At 73.6% G+C, this 18,609-nt stretch carries 15 protein-coding genes; 7 read left to right on the top strand and 8 right to left on the bottom strand.

Features of this window, described 5'->3' with window-relative positions; translation table 11 throughout:
- Positions 1 to 610 (bottom strand): sigma-70 family RNA polymerase sigma factor (locus RZ84_RS41775; RefSeq protein ID WP_241777873.1); only part of this gene is annotated, 610 nt, incomplete at its 3' end.
- Positions 611 to 1,052: 442 nt separating this feature from the next.
- Between RZ84_RS41775 and sigJ the strand changes: the two genes are divergently transcribed.
- Complete coding sequence (gene sigJ, locus RZ84_RS27340; protein ID WP_052230175.1) at positions 1,053 to 1,970, top strand: RNA polymerase sigma factor SigJ; 918 nt, start codon at positions 1,053 to 1,055, stop codon at positions 1,968 to 1,970.
- 355 nt (positions 1,971 to 2,325) lie between these two features.
- Here sigJ and RZ84_RS27330 read toward each other — a convergent pair whose 3' ends face one another.
- Both RZ84_RS27330 and RZ84_RS27325 read right to left on the bottom strand, forming a co-directional pair.
- Positions 2,326 to 2,685, bottom strand: a complete 360-nt coding sequence (locus RZ84_RS27330; protein WP_043266660.1) for a GntR family transcriptional regulator — start codon at positions 2,683 to 2,685, stop codon at positions 2,326 to 2,328.
- 1 nt (position 2,686) lies between these two features.
- Positions 2,687 to 3,682 (bottom strand): DUF1648 domain-containing protein, encoded by a 996-nt coding sequence (locus tag RZ84_RS27325; RefSeq protein ID WP_052230174.1) that lies wholly within the window; start codon positions 3,680 to 3,682, stop codon positions 2,687 to 2,689.
- A 112-nt stretch (positions 3,683 to 3,794) separates the two neighbouring features.
- Between RZ84_RS27325 and RZ84_RS27320 the strand changes: the two genes are divergently transcribed.
- Positions 3,795 to 5,324 (top strand): helix-turn-helix domain-containing protein, encoded by a 1,530-nt coding sequence (locus tag RZ84_RS27320; RefSeq protein ID WP_043266658.1) that lies wholly within the window; start codon positions 3,795 to 3,797, stop codon positions 5,322 to 5,324.
- Positions 5,325 to 6,131: 807 nt separating this feature from the next.
- On the opposite strand, the gene RZ84_RS27315 is transcribed toward RZ84_RS27320, so the two are convergent.
- Positions 6,132 to 7,280, bottom strand: a complete 1,149-nt coding sequence (locus tag RZ84_RS27315) for an acyl-CoA dehydrogenase family protein (RefSeq protein WP_043266656.1) — start codon at positions 7,278 to 7,280, stop codon at positions 6,132 to 6,134.
- A 299-nt stretch (positions 7,281 to 7,579) separates the two neighbouring features.
- Between RZ84_RS27315 and RZ84_RS27310 the strand changes: the two genes are divergently transcribed.
- Together RZ84_RS27310 and RZ84_RS27305 are read left to right on the top strand one after the other, a co-directional pair.
- Positions 7,580 to 9,187, top strand: a complete 1,608-nt coding sequence (locus RZ84_RS27310; RefSeq protein ID WP_043266654.1) for an AMP-binding protein — start codon at positions 7,580 to 7,582, stop codon at positions 9,185 to 9,187.
- A gap of 4 nt (positions 9,188 to 9,191) precedes the next feature.
- Positions 9,192 to 10,067, top strand: a complete 876-nt coding sequence (locus RZ84_RS27305; protein ID WP_043266652.1) for a PaaX family transcriptional regulator — start codon at positions 9,192 to 9,194, stop codon at positions 10,065 to 10,067.
- 93 nt (positions 10,068 to 10,160) lie between these two features.
- Here the strand turns inward: RZ84_RS27305 and RZ84_RS27300 are convergent, their stop codons facing one another.
- The gene (locus RZ84_RS27300) at positions 10,161 to 10,931 is read right to left on the bottom strand and encodes an HAD family hydrolase (protein WP_241777872.1); all 771 of its coding nucleotides are present in this window, start codon (positions 10,929 to 10,931) and stop codon (positions 10,161 to 10,163) included.
- Positions 10,932 to 11,384: 453 nt separating this feature from the next.
- Here RZ84_RS27300 and RZ84_RS27295 point away from each other — a divergent pair, with 453 nt between their 5' ends.
- On the top strand, positions 11,385 to 12,038 hold the full coding sequence (locus RZ84_RS27295; protein WP_043266650.1) for a TetR/AcrR family transcriptional regulator: 654 nt from the start codon (positions 11,385 to 11,387) through the stop codon (positions 12,036 to 12,038).
- Between the two features lie 51 nt (positions 12,039 to 12,089).
- Here RZ84_RS27295 and RZ84_RS27290 read toward each other — a convergent pair whose 3' ends face one another.
- Positions 12,090 to 13,118 carry an MDR family NADP-dependent oxidoreductase gene (locus RZ84_RS27290; protein WP_043266647.1) on the bottom strand — a complete coding sequence of 343 codons (1,029 nt, stop codon included), beginning with the start codon at positions 13,116 to 13,118 and terminating at the stop codon, positions 12,090 to 12,092.
- Positions 13,119 to 13,312: 194 nt separating this feature from the next.
- Here RZ84_RS27290 and RZ84_RS27285 point away from each other — a divergent pair, with 194 nt between their 5' ends.
- Both RZ84_RS27285 and RZ84_RS27280 read left to right on the top strand, forming a co-directional pair.
- Positions 13,313 to 13,930 (top strand): ScbR family autoregulator-binding transcription factor, encoded by a 618-nt coding sequence (locus RZ84_RS27285; protein WP_043266645.1) that lies wholly within the window; start codon positions 13,313 to 13,315, stop codon positions 13,928 to 13,930.
- A gap of 141 nt (positions 13,931 to 14,071) precedes the next feature.
- Positions 14,072 to 15,052, top strand: coding sequence for a ScbA/BarX family gamma-butyrolactone biosynthesis protein (locus RZ84_RS27280; RefSeq protein WP_043266643.1), 981 nt, complete (start codon positions 14,072 to 14,074; stop codon positions 15,050 to 15,052).
- Positions 15,053 to 15,118: 66 nt separating this feature from the next.
- Here RZ84_RS27280 and RZ84_RS27275 read toward each other — a convergent pair whose 3' ends face one another.
- Positions 15,119 to 17,452 (bottom strand): bifunctional salicylyl-CoA 5-hydroxylase/oxidoreductase, encoded by a 2,334-nt coding sequence (locus tag RZ84_RS27275; protein WP_241777871.1) that lies wholly within the window; start codon positions 17,450 to 17,452, stop codon positions 15,119 to 15,121.
- Between the two features lie 2 nt (positions 17,453 to 17,454).
- On the bottom strand, positions 17,455 to 18,282 hold the full coding sequence (locus RZ84_RS27270) for an enoyl-CoA hydratase family protein (protein WP_043266641.1): 828 nt from the start codon (positions 18,280 to 18,282) through the stop codon (positions 17,455 to 17,457).
- Positions 18,283 to 18,609 lie beyond the last annotated feature (327 nt).

Raw genomic sequence — 18,609 nt, 5'->3', positions numbered from 1 at the left:
CGCCGCCCCGCCGGTGGCGGGCGAGTTCGGCGGCGGGCAGCGCCGGGGTGCCGCGCACCTTGTGGCGGGCGCGGCTGGCCAGCTTCTTCGCGGTGACCGGGGTGCGCTCCACGATGGGCGCGATCCGGTCGAAGGGCACGGCGAACATGTCGTGCAGCACGAACGCGATCCGCTCGGCGGGGGCGAGGGTGTCCAGCACCACGAGCAGCGCCCGGCCCACGGAGTCCGCCAGCAGCGCCTCCTGTTCGGGGTCGCCCGCCGCCGGCCCGCCGCTCCCGGGCCCGGGGCCGGCGCCGGCGAGCCGGTCGGGCAGCTCCTCGCCGAACAGCTCCTCGCGCCGGGCCGTACGGGCGCGCAGCATGTCGAGGCAGATACGGGAGACCACGGTGGTCAGCCAGGCGGCCAGGTTCCCGACCCCGCCGGCACCGGCCCGGCTGAGCCGCAGCCACGCTTCCTGGACGGCGTCGTCCGCCTCGCCGGACGAGCCGAGCATCCGGTACGCGACCGCGTGCAGCCGGCCGCGCTCCGCCTCGAAACGCTCCGCCAGCCGGTCCTGCCGGTCCCCCGTCGCGGGCCCGCCCCGCCCGTCCGTCCGGTCCTGCTCGCGCATCGGTCACCTTTCCTCGCCGCGGCCCGTCACCTCCATGACGTACCCCACCGAGCCGAGGTGACCGCGGTGAGCACGACGACGGCACCGCGCCGGAACCCGCCGGCCGCGGCGGGGCCCCTGACTCGATGGTCCACGTCCTGCGCGCCGAGCATGTCCGCCCACCCCGTCTCGTGACCCCGTTCGCCAGGGGCACGATCTGGCGCAGGGCAACCGCACCCCGTACCGTGCGGGCGGCGCCCGGGGACCTGCCGGCCGTCCGGTGAGCCGGTGGCCGGACGGGGGCGGCAGCGGGATCGGGGCGGTGGCGGCAGCGGGATGGGGGCGGGCGCGGGCTCCGGGCCGGCGCGGCGGCTGCCCCACTCGTCGCCTCGTGTCACACCTGCACCACGGCGTCCGTCATTGCTGTGACGGACCGCGACGGAGGAAGAGGGCGAAGCGAGCGATGGACGAGAACGACGGTACGGTCACCCCCGGCCGGGACGACGGCGAGTGGCTGGCCGAGCGGTTCGAGGAACACCGCAGCCATCTGCGGGCGGTCGCCTACCGGATGCTGGGCTCGCTGAGCGAGGCGGACGACGCGGTCCAGGAAGCGTGGCTGCGGCTGAGCCGGGCCGGCGTGCACGGCGTGGAGAACCTGGGCGGCTGGATGACGACCATCGTCGGACGGGTCTGCCTGGACCAGCTCCGCAGCCGCCGGGCGCGGCGCGAGGACCCCCTCGGCGTCCATGTCCCGGAGCCGATCGTGAGCCGCGCGGACGGCCCCGACCCCGAACAGCAGGTGCTGCTGGCCGACTCGGTGGGGCTCGCGCTGCTCGTCGTCCTGGAGACCCTGGCGCCGGCCGAACGGCTCGCCTTCGTCCTGCACGACATGTTCGCCGTCCCCTTCGACGAGATCGCCCCGATCGTCGACCGCTCCCCCGCCGCCGCCCGCCAACTCGCCAGCCGGGCCCGCCGCCGGGTCCAGGGCACCACCCCGGCCCCCGACACCGACCCGGCCCGGCAGCGCGAGGTCGTCGGCGCCTTCCTCGCCGCCTCGCGCAGCGGCGACTTCGACGCGCTGCTGGCGGTCCTCGACCCGGATGTGGTACTCCGGGCGGACAGCGGCCCCGGGGCCCCGGGGGCCTCGCGGCTGGTCCGCGGCGCCGCCGCGGTGGTCGAACAGGCCCTGCTCTACTCCCAGTTCGTTCCGTTCGCGCGCCCGGCGCTGGTCAACGGGGCGCCGGGGCTGGTCACCGCGCGCGGCGGGCGGCCGTTCTCCGTCATGGGGTTCACCATCGCGCACGGGAAGATCGTGGAGATCAACATCCTGGCCGACCTGGCCCGGCTGGAACGACTGGACCTCACCATCCTGGACGGGTGAGGGCCGGGGGACGACGGCCGACGGGACACCACAACCAGGGCCTGACAACCGGGGCCTGTCCCCTACGGCTCAACCACCCCTGTACGCATCCAGCGTCCGCCCGATCGCCGGACCGAGGAACCCGCGGACGACCCCGGCCCGTTCCGTCTGCCATGCCGCGACGTGCGCCGCCGGAGCGACCGGGTCCGGGCCGCCGCACCACCTCCCGGCCGCGGTCCCCGGCCCGCGGCCGACCGCGGTGCCGCGGGCCGGCGCCACGTCCGGGTGGGCCGATCTCCGCGACGGCCGACGGGAGTTCGCGGGCGGCCAGTGGCTGTGGGTGGTCGTGCGCAGTACTCGGTCGTGGTCGCCGCGCTCACCGCCCGGCCAGCCCCGTCCGCACCACCCGCACGATCTCCTCGTCGGAGAGGCCCAGTCCGCGCGCCTCGGCGATCAGGCGCTCGGCGGTCTCGCCCAGGCGGGCGCGGGCCGGGGAGGCGGTACCGGTGACCACCGCGCCGCGCCCGCGGCGGAGTTCGATCAGGCCCTCCTCCTTGAGCCGCTGGTAACCGCGCAGCACCGTGTGGACGTTGACGCCGAGCGACCCGGCGAGTTCCCGGGCGGCGGGCAGGCGCTCGCCGGCCGCCACCGTGCCGTCGGCGATCGCACCGCGGACCGAGGCCGCGATCTGGTCGCCGAGGGGGACGGAGGAACCGGGGTCGACACGGAAGAGCACATCAGCCTCCTTGCGGCGAACGGGCGCGGTCGAGATAGGTGTTGAGCACCGCGGCGGCGGTGGCCGCGTCGTCGACGGTCACCACGAACTCCCGTCCGCTGGTCAGCCGCAGCACGATGCCGTCGCCGGAGCGGAGCAGCAGGCCGCTGCCGCCCGGCCGGAGACGATAGCCCCAGCCGCCGAACTCCTTCCCGACCGAGATCCGCCGGCTGGTCACCTCCGCCAGGCGGCCGAGCGGTATACGGAGAAGCCGGAACGGCACCAGTGTCGGGGCGAGGGTCAGGCCGCGCCGGTCGACCGTCACCCGGACGGAGGCAGGGAGGATGATCAATATCGAGCCGAGCACCAGGACCGCGCCGCCGAACCAGTCGGCAAGCGCTCCGATGACGACGCCCGCGCAGAGCGTGAGCACGCCCACGATGGCCAGCGGGGTCGAGCTGACGGTGCGTGACCAGCCGGCGGTCATCCCGGCGGGCAGGTCGAGCCGGGGTGCGGCGCCCGGCGCCGGGCGGTCCGCGGGCGGTTCGGCGCCGGCCAGCAGCCAGCCGGCCCCGCCGGCCGCGCCGGCCACCCCCGCGGTCACGGCGAGCTGCCAGAGCGGCAGCCGGACGGCGGAGGCGCCGGTGGTGTCGCCGGCGTCGACATTGGCGAGCAGGGTCAGCGCGTCCAGGTAGCCGATCGCGGCGGCGGTGGCGTACCCGGCCGTGGTCAGCCACCGGCCGCCCTGGGCGGGCACCCGCCGCTGGACGCACACGACGACCGCGGTGCCGAAGACGAGCAGCATGACGAGGCACAGCGTCAGAAAGCCCTGGGCAGAGGAGTAGCCGTCCGCCCGGCCGTCGGCGCCGAAATGGGTGGCGAGCCGGACGGGCAGCCGGCCGGCCGTCGCTGCGTAGATGCCCCCGAGCGCCACGATGGCGGCGACGAAGGGGAATGCGGCAATCCAGCCCCGCGGGCGGTTGTTCGCGGGCAGGACCGAATGCGTGGATCGCTTCATGGCAACCTCCAGTTGTTCGCATTCTACTAGAACAACCCACGATGGAGCGGCCATGGAGCAGCCATGGACCACCCGTAGCGCACCCATCTCATATCTGAGATACGGTCACTCCATGGCAGACGACTACCTCGTACGCATCGGCAGGCTCATCCGTGACGCCCGGCAGCACCGGGGCTGGACGCAGACGCAGCTCGCCGAGGCCCTCGGCACCAGCCAGAGCGCGGTCAACCGGATCGAACGCGGCAACCAGAACATCAGCCTTGAGATGATTGCTCGCATCGGCGAGGCCCTGGACAGTGAAATCGTCTCGCTCGGCTACGCCGGGCCGATGCATCTGCGGGTGGTCGGCGGGCGCCGGCTCTCCGGCAGCATCGACGTCAAGACGAGCAAGAACGCCTGTGTCGCGCTGCTGTGCGCGACCCTGCTCAACGCGGGCCGGACAACTCTGCGCCGGGTGGCCCGCATTGAGGAGGTCTACCGCATCCTGGAAGTGCTGGGCAGCATCGGCGTCCGGACCCGCTGGATCAACGACGGCAACGACCTGGAGATCGTGCCGCCCGCCGAACTCGACCTCGGCGCCATGGACTTGGAGGCGGCCCGCCGCACCCGCAGCGTGATCATGTTCCTCGGCCCGCTGCTGCACCGCATGGACCACTTCAAGCTGCCGTACGCGGGCGGCTGCGACCTCGGCACCCGTACCGTGACGCCCCATATGACCGCATTGCGGCACTTCGGCCTGGAGATCACCGCGACCGACGGCACCTATATCGCCGAGGTCGACCGCAGCGTCGCCCCCAAACGCGCCATCGTCCTGACCGAACGCGGTGACACCGTCACCGAGAACGCCCTGCTGGCCGCCGCCCGGCACGACGGCGTCACGGTCATCCGCAACGCCTCGTCCAACTACATGGTCCAGGACCTCTGCTTCTTCCTGGAGGAGCTGGGCGTCCGGGTCGACGGCATCGGCACCACCACGCTCACCGTCCACGGCGTGGCGAAGATCGACCGCGATGTGGACTTCTCCCCCTCCGAGGACCCGGTCGAGGCAATGAGCCTGCTGGCCGCGGCCGTTGTCACCGAGTCGGAGCTGACGATCCGCCGGGTCCCGGTGGAGTTCCTGGAGATCGAGCTGGCGGTCCTGGAGGAGATGGGCCTGGACAACGAGCGCAGTACGGAGTACCACGCCGACAACGGCCGCACCCGGCTCGTCGACCTGACGGTCCGCCCCTCCAAGCTCCAGGCCCCGCTGGACAAGATCCACCCCATGCCCTTCCCGGGACTCAACATCGACAACGTCCCGTTCTTCGCCGCCATCGCGGCCAGCGCCCAGGGCCAGACCCTCATCCACGACTGGGTCTACGACAACCGCGCGATCTACCTGACGGACCTCAACCGCCTCGGCGCCCAGGTCAAACTGCTCGACCCGCACCGCGTCCTGATCGACGGCACGACCCGCTGGCGCTCCGCGGAGATGATCTGCCCACCGGCCCTGCGCCCGGCCGTCGTCGTCCTCCTGGCCATGATGGCCGCCGAGGGCACCTCCGTTCTGCGCAACGTCTATGTCATCAACCGCGGTTACGAGGACCTGGCGGAACGCCTCAACTCCATCGGCGCGCAGATCGAGACGTTCCGGGACATCTGACGCATCGTCCCTACAGTGCATCGCCGCCGCACCCTCTCCGACCTTCGCGAATGTGGGTCCAAAGGGGGTGCGGCGGCATCTGCGGGGCTCCGGGACGTTGAGCCGCCGACGGGGTCTACGAGCCGCGGTCCTGGCCCGCGCCAGCCAGCGCGAAGCCTGTCACCGCATCGATAAAGGCGCTTTATCCATTCAGGAAAAGCTGCTGTCGGACAGGCTCAGCCATTCCCCGGCAAGCTGACTTCACGGCACGAACGACACCGCCGCGGAGGACCAATTGCGCATTACAGCAGCGGAATCATCACCGACGTGACGGTGCGACACGGGCCCGCGAGGGGTTCGGCCAGAGGCCTCCCTCGGATTTCCTGCCGGCCGCGGGGGGACGCGGAATCCGACAGATGGCACATCGAACGGAGAGCGCGGGCGGCGCGATGGCAGACGGATCTGTACGCGTGGCGCGCCGGCCCGCTGTTGCGGGTGTCAGCCGGACGACCGCCCGCCCCGGTCGAAGAACCTGCCCCACGGACGGATGCGCACGCTGCCGCTGCCCACTGGCTGCTACACCGACGACCGCTGGTTCGCCCGCGAACCGACCCGCCTCCTCTGCCCCGCCTCCTCCGGCCCGCCTGGCTGAGCAGGTGCAGTGGCGCTCCCCGACCCCAGGGTGCGGTACGTCCTGCACCGACCAGCCGAAGACGCCGCCGGAGAAGCGCCGGGCGGCGGCCCCGTCGGTCGGTGGTGTACGGGCGGGCAACCGGACCCCGGCGCACGCCCGTTCCGTTCGCCCCCGGTACGGCGCCCGCCCGCAGGTCACGCCCGTACCGCCGGGTCCGCCGTGCGGTACAGCTCCTTGGCGATGATCGAGCGCTGGACCTCGGTGGCGCCCTCGTAGATGCGCGGGGCGCGCACCTCCCGGTAGAGGTGCTCCAGCAGGTGGCCGCGGCGCAGCGCCCGCGCGCCGTGGATCTGGACGGCCGCGTCGACGACGTACTGCGCGGTCTCGGTCGCCAGCAGTTTGGCCATCGCCGAGCGGCGCGCGATATCGGGGGCGCCGGTGTCGTACGCCGACGCGGCGGCGTAGACCAGGAGGCGGGCGGACTCGACGCGGGTGGCCATCTCGGCGAGTTGGTGGCCGACGGACTGGAGGTCGCGCAGCGGTCCGCCGAACGCGGTGCGCGCACCGGCGTGCGCCAGCGCCGCGTCCAGCGCGGCCTGCGCCATGCCGACCGCGAACGCGCCCACGCTCGGCCGGAAGAGGTTCAGGGTGCGCATCGCGACACCGAAACCGCCGCCCACCTCGCCGAGCACATCCGCCCCGGTCACCGGGACCCCGTCGAAGACCAGCGTGCCGATGGGGTGCGGGCTGAGCATGTCCAGGTGCTCGCCCGTCAGGCCGGGCCGGTCGGCGGGGACCAGGAAGGCGGTGATGCCGCGGGCGCCGGGCGCGCCCCCGGTACGGGCGAAGACGGTGGCGAAGTCGGCCTCGGGGGCGTTGGAGATCCAGCACTTCTCGCCGGTCAGCCGCCAGCCGCCGGGGCCGTCGGGGGCCGCGGCCAGGGCCAGTGCCGCGGCGTCCGAGCCGGCGCCCGGCTCGCTCAGCGCGAAGGCGGCGACCGCTCGCCCCGCGGTGACCTCCGGCAGCCAGCGGGCGCGCTGGGCGTCGGTGCCGGACTGCACGATCGGATAGGCCCCCAGGCCCTGCAACGCCAGCGCGGTCTCCGCCTCCGTGCACTCCTGCGCGAGGGACTCCCGCAACAGGCACAGGTCCAGGGCGCGCAGGTCGCCGCCGGCGGGGAAGAGGCGGCGCAGCAGGCCCAGTTCGCCGAGCGCGGCGACGAGCGGGCGGTTGAGGCGGCCCGGATGCCCCTTCTCCGCCAGCGGGCGCAGCCGTTCGGCAGTCTCGGCGCGCAGCCGGGCGCACCATTCCTGTTCGTCCGGTCCCAGCGCGAATGCGGTCACGAGCGGCTCCCTGGTAGCGGTACCGGTGGCGGCGGTCGGTCGGTGGTCGTCGACGGCGAGGGCGGCGCGCGGCCGGATGCCGCGGACAGTTATCGCGATCTGTTGACTGCCGTCACGAACACGTTACGCTGACGAGCGATCCGTACGGCAGTCCCCGACCCGTCCCCGCCCGCTATCCGTCCGGCGGGACCGGCCCCGGAAGCGGCCCAGGCACGGCCGTACCGGCCCGCTCCCCGCCCCCTCCTCCACCCCTCTCCCGGCCGCCCGTCGGCCACCCGGCCCAAGGGGGCGCACCCCGCATGGACCTACGGACCTCGGCCCACACCGACACCTTCGCGCGTGACCGGCTGCCGCCGCCCGAACAGTGGCCGCACCTGACCGACCTGGGCTATCCCGACCGGCTGAACTGCGGTGCGGAGCTGCTCGACGGCACCATCGCGCGGCTGGGCCCGGACCGGCCCGCGGTCCGCGACGCGACCGGCGCCGGGTGGTCGTACGGGCAGCTGCGCGACCGGGTCGACGCGATCGCGCACGCGCTCAGCGGCCCGCTGGGCGTCCGGCCCGGCAACCGGGTGCTGCTGCGCGGGCCGACCTCGCCCTGGCTGGCCGCGTGCTGGCTCGCGGTGATGAAGGCGGGCGCGGTGGCCGTCACCGTCCTGGCGGCGCAGCGGCCGGACGAGCTCGCCACCATCTGCCGGATCGCGCGGATCGGCCATGCGCTGTGCGACGCCCGGTCGGTGGAGGACCTGGTGCGGGCACAGGTGCCGGGGCTGCGGGTCACCGAGTTCGGCGGGGACGGTCCGGGCGATCTGCGGCGGCTGGCGCGACCGGGCGGCGCCCCCTACGAGGCGGTGGCCACCGCCGCCGACGACGTCGCGCTGATCGCCTTCACCTCGGGCACCACCGGCCGCCCCAAGGGGTGCATGCACTTCCACCGCGATGTGCTCGCCATCGCGGACACCTTCTCCGCCCAGGTGCTGCGGCCGGAACCGGACGACGTGTTCGCCGGCGGCCCGCCGCTCGGGTTCACCTTCGGCCTCGGCGGGCTGGTGGTCTTCCCCTTACGCGTCGGGGCCTCGGCCTATCTGGCGGACTGGGGCGGGCCGAAGCGGCTGCTCGGCGACATCGCCGAGCACCGGATCTCGGTCCTGTTCACCGCACCCACCGCCTACCGCGCGATGCTGTCCGCACTCGACGGCCACGACCTCTCGTCGCTGCGCCGGTGCGTGTCGGCGGGCGAGAACCTGCCCGCCGCCACCTGGCACTCCTGGTACGACGCGACCGGTCTGCGGATCATCAACGGGATCGGCGCCACGGAGCTGCTGCACATCTTCCTGTCCGCCGCCGACGACGCGATCCGGCCGGGGACGACGGGGCTGCCGGTGCCGGGCTTCGAGGCCCGCGTGGTGGGCGCCGACGGCGTACCGCTGCCGGACGGCGAACCGGGACTGCTCGCCGTCCGGGGACCGACCGGCTGCCGCTACCTGGCCGACGACCGGCAGACGGAGTACGTACGGGACGGCTGGAACCTCACCGGCGACACCTGTGTCCGGGAGAGCGACGGCTACTTCCGCTATCTGGCGCGCGCGGACGACATGATCATCTCGGCCGGCTACAACATCGCGGGCCCCGAAGTGGAGGACGCGCTGCTGCGGCACCCGGACGTCACCGAGGCGGCGGTGGTCGGGCGGCCCGACGAGGAGCGCGGCCAGGTCGCCGTCGCCCATGTCGTGCTGCGCGCCGGGGTCCCCTCCGGGGACGAGACGGTCGCCGCGCTGCGGGCGTTCGTCAAGGGCCGTATCGCGCCCTACAAATGCCCGCGCGTCTTCGTCTTCCACTCCGCACTGCCGCGCACCCCCACCGGCAAGCTCCAGCGCTTCCGGCTGCGCGAGGCCGATCTAGAGTGACCCGGTGAGCGACCAGCAAGCGCAGCACACCCCCCGGTCCCTGATCGTCACGTTCTACGGCGCCTACGGGCGCGGCGCCGCCGGCACCGGTCCCGGTGGCGTGCCCGGACCGGTGCCGGTGGCGGCGCTGATCCGGCTCCTCGGGGTGCTCGGGGTGGACCCGCCGTCGGTGCGCTCGGCCGTGTCCCGGCTCAAGCGCCGGGGGCTGCTCGTCGCGGAGCGCACCGCCGCCGGCGCCGCCGCCTACGGGCTCTCCGACGCCGCCCGGCAGCTGCTGGAGGACGGCGACCGGCGGATATTCGGCCGGCCGGCCGCCCGGTTGTCCGACGGCTGGGTGCTGGCCGTGTTCTCCGTCCCCGAGGACGAGCGGCACAAGCGGCACCTGCTGCGCTCCCGGCTGTCCCGGCTGGGCTTCGGCACCGCGGCACCCGGCGTGTGGATCGCCCCGGCGCACCTGTACGAGGAGACCCGGCACACCCTGGAGCGGCTGGAACTCGGCGGGTACGTGGACCTGTTCACCGGCACCCACGCCGGTTTCGCGCCCACCGCGCAGGCCGTCGCGCGCTGGTGGGACCTGGACGCCATCGCCGCGCGGCACCGCGCGTTCCTCGCGGACCACGAGCCGGTGCTGGCGCGCTGGGCGCGGCGCCGGTCGGTTCCCCCCGAAGCGGCCTACCGCGACCACCTGCTGGCGCTGGACGCCTGGCGCCGCCTCCCGTACGCCGACCCCGGTCTGCCCTCTCCCCTCCTTCCGGAGGACTGGCCGGGCGGCCGGGCGGCCGAGGTGTTCGGCCGGCTGGACGCCAAGTTGCGGGCGGCGGGCGCCCGTTACGCGCGTGAGGCGACGGCCGGGCCCCACCGCACCCAGGGCACCGTCTGACCGGTCCGCCCTCGTACGCCCGTACGCCGTCGCCTCACCTGCCCGCGGCCGGTGTCCCCCTCGGCCGCGCGCCCGCCCCCCGTCCCCGTTGTGTCAGCGTCGCCGCTGCTGCGCCCCTACCGGGACGGCGGCCGTCGGCCGCGGCCGGGCGGCGGCGATCACCGAGACCACGTCCTTGAAGGAACCGCACATCCGCGTCCCGGCGACCGCGGCGAGCTCGCCGAACGTCCCCTTGCCATAGGTCACCGCCACCGGCTCCATGCGCGCGGTGACCGCCATCCGCATGTCCCCCACGGTGTCCCCGACATACGCGCTCTGCCAGGCCGGGACCCCCAGCCGGCCGGCCGCGCGCAGCACCATCTCCGGGTGCGGTTTGCCGCGCCGGACCATGTCCTGCCCGATGACCGGGCCGACCAGGTCACGGATGCCCATGACGTCCAGCAGGGCCTCGGCACTGCGGGTGGTCTTGGACGTGGCGACGGCGAGTTCGACGCCGTGGGCGCGCAGCGCGGACAGCCCGGCCGTCACTCCGGGGAAGAGCAGCTGCGGCCCCTGGCACAGGACCTCGTAGGAGAACAGCTCGCGGTAGCGGGAGATGGCGGCCTGCACCCGGCCGTCCTCCTCGGGCCGGCCCAGCAGCCGGCCGAAGGCGGGGCCCGGGGGCTTGCCGATGGCGGCTGCCGCCTGCCGCGCGGTGACCGAACAGCCCTGTTCCGAGGCCACCTTGACGAGCAGCTTGCTGATCGCGGGCAGGGTGTTGGCGAGGGTGCCGTCGAGGTCGAAGACGGCGGCCCTGATCGTCTCGCTGCCGGCGCTCCGCGCGCCTCTTGCAGGACGTTCGCCGACTTCCATTGATACGCGCATGGAGTGGAGACCTTTCCGGGTTCCGATGGGTGCGGGGGTTCGGGGGTGACGTCGCTGGCACAGCTGGTCGGGCGGCCAGCGGTCGACGACTGGTGCAGGCAGAGGCGGTCTGCCACGGCGCACCGCTGTCCAAGGGCGGTACGCGACCGTCGGGGCGGCGGCAACGGAAGGGAACGTCCCGTTTATCGCCTTCGGAGATTTAAAAACCGCCTGCGCTGTTTGTCAATGCGCCTTTGTCACACCCTGACGGGTCGACAACGCCCCCCGTCCGGTACCAGACTGGTTACCTACGGGTCTCCCCCGCCGCCGGCACCGGATCGCCCGGGCGACCGATGACTTCGCGACAGCGCCGGGCAGTTCCGGCCAATTACCCCGAGCATACCGAACCGCATGGTTGGTTTTCTAGGTAGACTGCGTGGAGGTTGCAGTCGTACGAGAGACGGGACGGACACCGTGCCCACGCAGCATCGCGCCATCCAGAGTCGCCAGGCACTCATCCGCTCGGCCGCAGAGACCTTCCTGGAAAAGGGAGTGCCCGCCGCGGGCATGGTCGAGATCAGCCGGCGGGCCCGGCTGAGCAAGGGAGCCCTCTACTTCCACTTCACGTCCAAGGACGACCTGACCCTCGCGGTACGGGACGCCGCGCTGGCCACCCTGCGGGAGATCGAGGAGGGCTTCCTCCGCTCCCCGAAGCCGCTCTCGTTCGCCGTCCGGGACTTCGCCGCCGAGCTGTTCGGCCGGGTGCAGTCGGACGCGGTGCTGCGCGCCGGGCTGCGGCTGCGGCCGGAGACCGCACCGGGCCTGGAGATCTACCCCCTGGAGCAGCGCTGGTACGCGCTCTTCCTCGACAAGGCGATGACCTGCGGCGCCGGCGGGCCCGTAGGCGCCGCGGACGACCCGGCCGGCCCGCACCCCTCGGACGCCGAACCGCGGCGCACCGCCCAGCTGCTGACGTCGATGGTGGTGGGACTGCTGCACCTGGGCGCCGAGGACCGGACGTGGTGGGACCGGGAGGCCGTCACCGGACTGTGGGCGCTGCTGCCGGGGACGCCGGACCGGGTCGCGGCCGGCTGCATCCCGACGCCGGCGCAGGCCGCGGCCGGCTGACCCGCCCGGCCCGCCGCGACCGGACGGGCCCGCGCCGAGCCCGCGCCGGACTCACAACTCGACGAGTACGGCCCCGATATGTCGCCCCTGCACGAGTTCGCACAGCGCCCGCGGCGCCTGCTCGATTCCCTTCAGCAGGGTGTGCGGGAAGACGAGGGAGCCGTCCCGCAGGCCCTGACCGAACTCCCTGGTCCACTCCTCGGGCAGGTCGGGATGCGCGTACAGCCCGAAGCCGCGCAGCGTCACCCGGCGGGTGATGATCAGCCCCGCGTCCAGTGCGACCGGGGCGGCCACGCCGCCGTCCTCGCCCAACTGACTGGAGAGCGCACCGACGAGCGCGAACCGGGCATCCGGGCGGGCCACCGCGAGCGCCGCGGCGAGCTGCTCGCCGCCCACGGTGTCCAGCAGGACGTCGATCCCGTCCGGGGCCGCCCGGCGCAGCTGCTCCTCGATCGGCCCGGCGCCACGTACGACCGTGTCGTCGTACCCCAACTCGGCCCGCAGCCGGGACGCCTTGCGCTCGGAGCCGGTGCTGCCCACCACCCGCCGGGCGCCCAGCCGCCGCGCCAGCTGCCCGGCCAGGCTGCCCACACCGCCGGCGGCGCCGCTGACGAACACGGTGTCGCCCGGCCGGACCCCGGCCGCCCGGCGCAGCGCGCCCCAGGCGGTCGCCCCCTGGGACAGGTGCGCGGCCAACGAGGGCAGTGCGTCCGGGGCGAGGCGCCTTAGCCTGCCTTCCTCCACCACCGCAAACTCCCGCCATCCGTAAGGGTGATGGACCAGTTCGCCGGGGGTGAAGCCGCCGCCGGGGGCCGCCACGACCTCGCCGACCGCGGAGCCCCACAGCGCCTCGCCCGGGACGAACGACGGCATCGGCAGCCGCACGCCGGTCAGCTGCGTCCGCATCGCCGCGGTCACCGCCATCACCCGGGTGCGTACCAGCACCTGGCCGGGCACCGGCTGGGGCACCGGGGCTTCGGCCACCGTGAAATGACGTACCGTCAGCTCTCTGCCGGGGCGTGCGGCGAGCCGCACTTCCCGGTGCGTGGCGGGCACATCGGACGGGACGGGGACGGGCATCGGGGCAGCTCCTTGAAGGTGCGCGGTGCCGCCTGGCACCGCTCCGCCCGGGTGCGACACCGGGCCGCGGCGGCGACTCCGCGGGTGAATACCGCATGGTTGGCTTCTTTATGATGCGGAAATAGACTGCGCCGCCACGGCAGCGGGTCGCACTCAGGCACAACAACTCCAAGAGAGCATACGGAGGATGATCGGTGGTCAAGCAGGCACGCGCAGTGCGCACCCGGCGCGCCGTCCTCGAGGCCGCGGCCCACGTCATCGGCACTCGCGGGTACCAGGCCGCCACGATGGCCGAGATCATCCAGCGCGCCGGGGTCACCAAGGGCGCGGTCTACTTCCACTTCCACTCGAAGGACGCGCTCGCCCGCGCGGTCATCCGGGAGCAGACCGAGCCGTTCGTGCCGCAGGTGAGCGAGTCCCGGCTGCAGGACGCCATCGACTTCACGCATCAGGTGGCACTGGCGCTGCGCAGCGACCCGTTGTTGCAGGCCGGGACCCGGATCGCGGTCGAGACGACCTTCAGCGAGGATCCGCTGGTCCCCTATCAGGCGTGGACCGACATCATCACCACGATGTTCACCGACGCCCGGGACAACGGGGAGTTACTGCCCGCCGTGGCACCGGACCGGGCCGCCGAGTTCTTCGTCTCCGCCTATATGGGCGTGCAGTTGTTCTCGCGGGCCGCCACCAATCGCGCCGATCTTCCGGAGCGGGTCACGACCCTGTGGAAGCACACCCTGCCGGGTCTCGCCTCGCCGGGGGCGCTGAGTCACCTGGACCCGCAGGGCCGCTCCGTGAAGATCGCCGTCTGACGACCGTACCTCGTCGCCCTGACGGGGCAATGGCCACCCGGCACTGGAAAACAAACCACATGGTTCGTATCTTGTTGCCGCGGGCCGGAGACCGGACCCGGTCCGTCAGGGCGATGAGCGCCGCCCACAGAAAGGGACTCCATGGCCAGCGCCACCCTCACCTCGTTCGCGCCCGGTCAGCTCCGCGCCGGCAACCGCGGACAGTTCGCCCACGGAAACCGACCGCGGTCCCTGACCATGACCGTGCCTCGCGAGTACGTCCATCGCGCCGCCGTCTCCGAGGTGTTCCTGACCGACTGGCGGCGCGGCGGCCCCGACAGCTGGCTGGTGAGCGCCCAGTGGCCGCGGGCGCACAGCTTCTACCGGCCGGTGAACGGCCTGCACGACCCGCTGCTGCTGATCGAGACCGTGCGGCAGGCGGGGATATTACTGAGCCACGTCGCGCACGGCGTGCCGCTGGACCACGCGATCATCTGGCGCACGGTCCGCTACGACCTCTCGCCGACGGCGCTGCGCACCACGGACGCGCCGGCCGATGTGGAGCTGCACATCACCGACCGCGACGTGGTGCGGCGCGGGAAGCGGCCGGCCTGCGTCCGCCAGGAGTTCCGCATCGTGTGCGACGGCAGCGACCTGGCCTCCGCGGTGCTCGACTACTCCTGCCACAGCCCGGCCGTCTACCGCCGGCTGCGCGGCGAGTACGGCGATCTGGCGCTGGCCAACTCCCGGAAGCTGCCGGTGCCGGAGCCGGTCGCCCCGCAGCTGGTCGGCCGGGACCGCACCGGTGATGTGGTGCTCTCCCCCGCCGGCGATCCGGGCCGCTGGCAGCTGCGGGTGGACACCTCGCATCCGGTGCTGTTCGACCATCCCGTCGACCATGCGCCCGGCATGCTGATGGTCGAGGCGGTCCGGCAGGCCGCGCTGGCGCTGACGCCCGGCGGGGCGCTGCCGGTCTCGCTGGAGTGCTCCTTCGAGCGGTACGCCGAGATGGACGCGCCCTGCTGGGTGGCCGCCCGGACCACCGGGCGCTCCGGCGCCGGCTGCCGGGAGGTCGAGGTCGGTATGGAGCAGCACGGCCGGCGGGTGCTCGCCGCGAAGGTCAGCAGCCTGCCGATGCCCTGAGAGCCCCTTCCCGGCGCCGCGGCGCCCCGCCGACTGCCCCGCCTCCCGCTGCTTGTGGCCTCCCCGTCAGTGCAGCGTGAGGCGGGGCTTCGGCGCGTCGGTGCGGCCGGTGGGCGGGGTGCGGCTGCCGGCCTGGTAGGGCGGCGGCCAGGGGGCGCCCGGCCCCGTGTAGCCCTGCTCCGCGGCGGCGTGCAGGGTCCAGTGCGGGTCGTAGAGGTGCGGGCGGGCCAGCGCGCACAGGTCCGCCCGCCCGGCCAGCACCAGGGAGTTGACGTCGTCCCAGGAGGAGATGGCACCGACCGCGATGACCGGGATGCCGAGGGTGTTGCGGATGCGGTCGGCGAACGGGGTCTGGTACGAGCGGCCGAAGTCGGGGCGCTCGTCGGGGACGACCTGTCCGGTGGAGACGTCGATCGCGTCGGCGCCGTGCTCGGCGAAGGCGCCCGCGATGGCCACCGCGTCCTCGGCCGTGGTGCCGCCGTCGGCCCAGTCGGTGGCGGAGATACGGACCGTCACGGGCCGGTCGTCCGGCCACTGTTCGCGGACCGCGTCGAAGACTTCGAGGGGGAAGCGGAGGCGGCCTGCCAGGGAACCTCCGTACGCGTCGGTGCGTTGGTTGGTCAGCGGCGAGAGGAATCCGGAGAGGAGGTAGCCGTGGGCGCAGTGGAGTTCGAGGAGGTCGAATCCGGCGCGCGCGGCAGCGGCGGCGGAGCGGGCGAACCGGTCGCGTACGGCGGTGAGTTCGACGGCGGTCAGGGCGTGCGGGATCTGGTTGACGCCGGGGCGGTAGGGCAGGGCGGAGGGGGCGACCAGCGGCCAGTTGCCGTCGGGGAGCGGCTGGTCGATGCCCTCCCACATCCGCCGGGTCGAGCCCTTGCGGCCGGAGTGGCCGAGCTGGACACCGAGGGCGGTGCCGGGGGCCGAGGTGTGGACGAAGTCGGTGATCCGGCGCCAGGCCGTCTCGTGTGCGCGGGTGTAGAGGCCGGTGCAGGCCGGGGTGATCCGCCCCTCCGGGCTGACGCACACCATCTCCGTCATGACCAGCCCGGCGCCGCCGAGTGCGCGGGCGCCGAGGTGGACGAGGTGGAAGTCGCCGGGGGTGCCCTCGCCGTCGGCGGAGTACATGTCCATCGGGGAGACCACGACCCGGTTGCGCAGGGTCAGTCCGCGCAGCCGGAAGGGGGTGAACATGGGCGGTGTCCCGGTGGGGATGCCCGCCTCCTTCGCCACCGCGTCGACGAACTCCCGGTCGCGCAGCCGCAGATTGCCGTGGGTGACCCGGCGGCTGCGGGTGAGGAGATTGAAGGCGAACTGGTGCGGCGGCTGCCCCGTATAGGTGGCCAGGTCCTCGAACCACGCGAGGCTGGCGCGGGCGGCGCGCTGGGTGGAGGCGACGACGGGGCGGCGCTCGGCCTCGTAGGCGGTGAGCGCGTCCGGCACGGTGGCATGCTCCTGGAGGCAGGCGGCGAGGGCGAGGGCGTCCTCGACGGCGAGTTTGGTGCCGGAGCCGATGGAGAAGTGCGCGGTGTGCGCGGCGTCGCCGAGGAGGACGATCCGGCCGTGCGACCAGCGCTCGTTGACGACGGTGCGGAAGGCGGTCCAGCTGGAGTTGTTGGACCGCAGCGGGCGGCCACCCAGCGCGCCGGCGAAGAGCGCCGCGCACCATTCGGCCGAGGCGCGCTCCTCATAGGTGTCCAGGCCGGCGGCCCGCCAGACCTCTTCGCGCATCTCGACGATGACGGTGCTGGCGCCGCCGGCGGGCTCCGCGGTGCCGGCGGCGGGTCGCGGGCGAGCGTACGGATAGCCGTGCAGTTGGGCGATGCCGTGGCCGGTCTCGACGATCTCGAAGCGGAAGGCGTCCAGCGCGAAGTCGGCGGACAGCCAGATGTAGCGGCAGCGGTGGGTGGTCAGCCGGGGGCGGAAGACCTCGGCGTGGGCGGTGCGGGTGGTGCTGTGCACGCCGTCGGCGGCGACCACCAGGTCGTGGTCGCGGGCGAGTTCGGCAGCCGGCGGTGCTTCGGTGCGGAAGACGATGCGTACGCCGAGCGAGCGGCAGCGTTCCTGGAGGATGGCGAGCAGCCGGCGGCGGCCGAGCGCGGCGAAGCCGTGGCCGCCTGAGGTCAGGGTGCGGCCGTTGTGCACTGTGTCGATGTCGTCCCAGCGGACGAACTCCGCCTGCAGGGCGCGGTAGACGACCGGGTCGGCGTGCTCGATGCCGCCGAGGGTCTCGTCGGAGAGGACCACGCCGAAGCCGAAGGTGTCGTCGGGGGCGTTGCGTTCCCAGACGGTGATCTCGCGGGCCGGGTCGAGGCGTTTGAGCAGCGCCGCCGCGTAGAGCCCGCCGGGGCCGCCGCCGAGGACGGCGACCTTCAGCGGCCGGCCGCCGTTCGCCGCGGACACCGTTATTTCCCCCGCCACTTGGGGGTCCGCTTCTCGGTGAAGGCGGCGTGGAATTCGGCGTAGTCGGCGCTGTTCATCAGCAGTGCCTGGGTGGCGGCGTCCATTTCGACGGCGGCGGCCAGCGGCATGTCGAGTTCGGCGGTGAGCAGCGCCTTGGTCTGGGCGTGGGCCAGCGCGGGTCCTTCGGCGAGCCGCCGGGCGAGCTTCGCGGCCGTCTCGTCGACGCGGCCCTCGTCGGCCAACTCGCTGATCAGACCGAGTCGTTCGGCCTCGGGTGCGCGGATCGCGTCGCCGAGCATCAGCACCCGGGTGGCGTGCCCGAGGCCGATGACGCGGGGCAGGAGGTAGGCCGCGCCCATGTCGCCGCCGGAGAGGCCGACCCGGGTGAAGAGGAACGCGAAGCGGGCGGAGGGGTCGGCGACGCGGAAGTCGGCGGCCAGTGCGAGCACCGCACCGGCGCCGGCCGCCACGCCGTGCACCGCCGCGATGACCGGGAAGGGGCACTCGCGCACCGCCCGTACGACCTGGCCGGTCATCCGGTTGAAGTCCAGCAGCTGTGCGGTGTCCATACCCAGGGTGGCGCCGATGATCTCCTCGACGTCACCGCCGGAGCAGAAGCCGCGGCCTTCCCCGGCGAGGACCAGGGCGCGCACGGAGCGTTCTCTGGACAGTTCCGCGAGCAGGTCGCGGAGGTCGGCGTATGCCTCGAAGGTGAGGGCGTTGAGCTTCTCGGGGCGCGCGAGGGTGACGGTCGCGATGCCGTCTTCCCTGGTCACCCGGATGTGCTGCCAGGCGCCGGTGCTTCGGGCGGATCCTGCGAACGGGCTCATCGGTCTGCCTGCCCCCTTCAGCCGGACGGCTGGTGTGTGCGGTGGCTGCGGATGCGGTGGCGGTGCGCGTGAACCCCTCGAAGCTATCACTGATTTGTGACTGTCGTCATGAGGCCGCCATACGTCGTCCGCTGTCCGCCGCGCGCGGCGGACGGGTGCGCACGGGCCGAACGCCCCGTCCATCGGGCGACCCAGGTCCGGGTCCGCCCTGCCGGTCGCCGTTGCTGCCCGGACCGGCCCCGGCCCCTGCCCCTGCCCCTGCCCTACGGTGAAGGTGTCCGAGAGGGCCATGGGGGATCCGACCCAGCCCCGGGCGAACGGCCCCGG

The organism is Streptomyces sp. CT34, from assembly GCF_000805335.1.
Taxonomy (GTDB): Bacteria; Actinomycetota; Actinomycetes; order Streptomycetales; family Streptomycetaceae; genus Streptomyces.
This window is presented reverse-complemented; position numbering and strand designations above follow the sequence as displayed.

Coding starts and splice junctions, on each gene's coding strand:
- RZ84_RS27280 (WP_043266643.1), top strand. CDS start 14,072: ATGGCCAGCGCCACCCTCACCTCGTTCGCGCCCGGTCAGCTCCGCGCC.
- RZ84_RS27320 (WP_043266658.1), top strand. CDS start 3,795: ATGGCAGACGACTACCTCGTACGCATCGGCAGGCTCATCCGTGACGCC.
- RZ84_RS27270 (WP_043266641.1), bottom strand. CDS start 18,282: ATGAGCCCGTTCGCAGGATCCGCCCGAAGCACCGGCGCCTGGCAGCAC.
- RZ84_RS27310 (WP_043266654.1), top strand. CDS start 7,580: ATGGACCTACGGACCTCGGCCCACACCGACACCTTCGCGCGTGACCGG.
- RZ84_RS27300 (WP_241777872.1), bottom strand. CDS start 10,931: ATGCGCGTATCAATGGAAGTCGGCGAACGTCCTGCAAGAGGCGCGCGG.
- RZ84_RS27290 (WP_043266647.1), bottom strand. CDS start 13,118: ATGCCCGTCCCCGTCCCGTCCGATGTGCCCGCCACGCACCGGGAAGTG.
- RZ84_RS27325 (WP_052230174.1), bottom strand. CDS start 3,682: ATGAAGCGATCCACGCATTCGGTCCTGCCCGCGAACAACCGCCCGCGG.
- sigJ (WP_052230175.1), top strand. CDS start 1,053: ATGGACGAGAACGACGGTACGGTCACCCCCGGCCGGGACGACGGCGAG.